This window comes from Kribbia dieselivorans NBRC 106261 (assembly GCF_001552435.1).
Lineage (GTDB): Bacteria > Actinomycetota > Actinomycetes > Actinomycetales > Dermatophilaceae > Kribbia > Kribbia dieselivorans.
Genome location: NZ_BCRE01000297.1, coordinates 1 through 1,131 on the forward strand (window position 1 = coordinate 1; position 1,131 = coordinate 1,131).

The 1,131-nt window shown below is 62.8% G+C and carries 1 protein-coding gene; it reads right to left on the minus strand.

Going from position 1 to position 1,131, the window contains the following annotated elements; genetic code table 11:
• Position 1: 1 nt before the first annotated feature.
• Positions 2-1,093, minus strand: a complete 1,092-nt coding sequence (locus KD1_RS15985) for an IS630 family transposase (protein ID WP_068403591.1) — start codon at positions 1,091-1,093, stop codon at positions 2-4.
• Positions 1,094-1,131: the final 38 nt, after the last annotated feature.

The window sequence follows — 1,131 nt, forward strand, 5'->3', positions numbered from 1 at the left end:
CCTAGTGTCCTCCGCCGTTAGTTCGTTGCAATAGTCGTCCGAGGGATTCGAGGATCTGGTCGGCGGTCTTGGTCCAGATGAACGGTTTTGGGTTCTCGTTCCACGCCTTGATCCATTCGCGGAGGTCCTTCTCGAGCGCTTGGACGCTGCGGTGGTCGGAACGTTGGAGCAGATCCCGGGTGACTTCGGCGAAGAGCCTTTCGACCTGGTTGATCCAGGACGAGTACGTCGGCGTGAAGTGCATGTGGAACCGAGGGTGTTTCGCCAACCAGGTGTTCACGGTGGGGTGCTTATGGGTGCCGTAGTTGTCGCAGATCACGTGCACGTCGAGGTGGTCGGGAACGTTCTGGTCGATCTTGGCCAGGAACTTCTTGAACTCCGTGGCCCGGTGCCGCCTATGCGTGGACGCGATCACGGTGCCGTCCTCGACGTTCATCGCCGCGAACAGGCTCGTCGTGCCGTGCCGGAAATAGTCGTGGGTGCGTTTCTCCGGCATCCCCGGCATCATCGGAAACGCCGGCTGTGACCGAGACAGTGCCTGAACCTGGCTCTTCTCGTCCACGCTGAGCACGACCGCGGACTCCGGCGGGTCCAGGTAGAGCCCGACGATGTCGTAGACCTTCTCCACGAACAACGGATCGTTGGACAGCTTGAACCCGTCCGTGCGGTGCGGCTTGAGACCGAACGCCTTCCAAATCCGCCCGATCGTCGACGCGGACAACCCACTGCGCTCGGCCATCTTCGCCCGTGACCAATGCGTCGCGTTCGCCGGCGTCGACTCCAACGTCGCCACGACCACCTCCTCAACCTGCTCAGCCGTCACCGTCGCAGGCCGACCCGGCCGAGGATCATCCACGAGTCCGTCCAGTCGATGCTCCAAGAACCGCGACCGCCACTTACCCACAGTGGGCCGACTGACCCCGAGCCGCTCGGCCACCACCGTGTTGGCATCCCCGGTCGCACACTCCAAGACGATCCGCGAACGCAACGCCAGCGCCTGCGACGACTTGCGCCGCCGCGCCCAACGGACAAGCTGCCCGCGCTCATCATCCGTGAGGATCAGATCCGCCTTCGGACGCCCAATTCGTGCCATACCTCCATTCTATTAGATAGGCAACGAATTACTGGCGC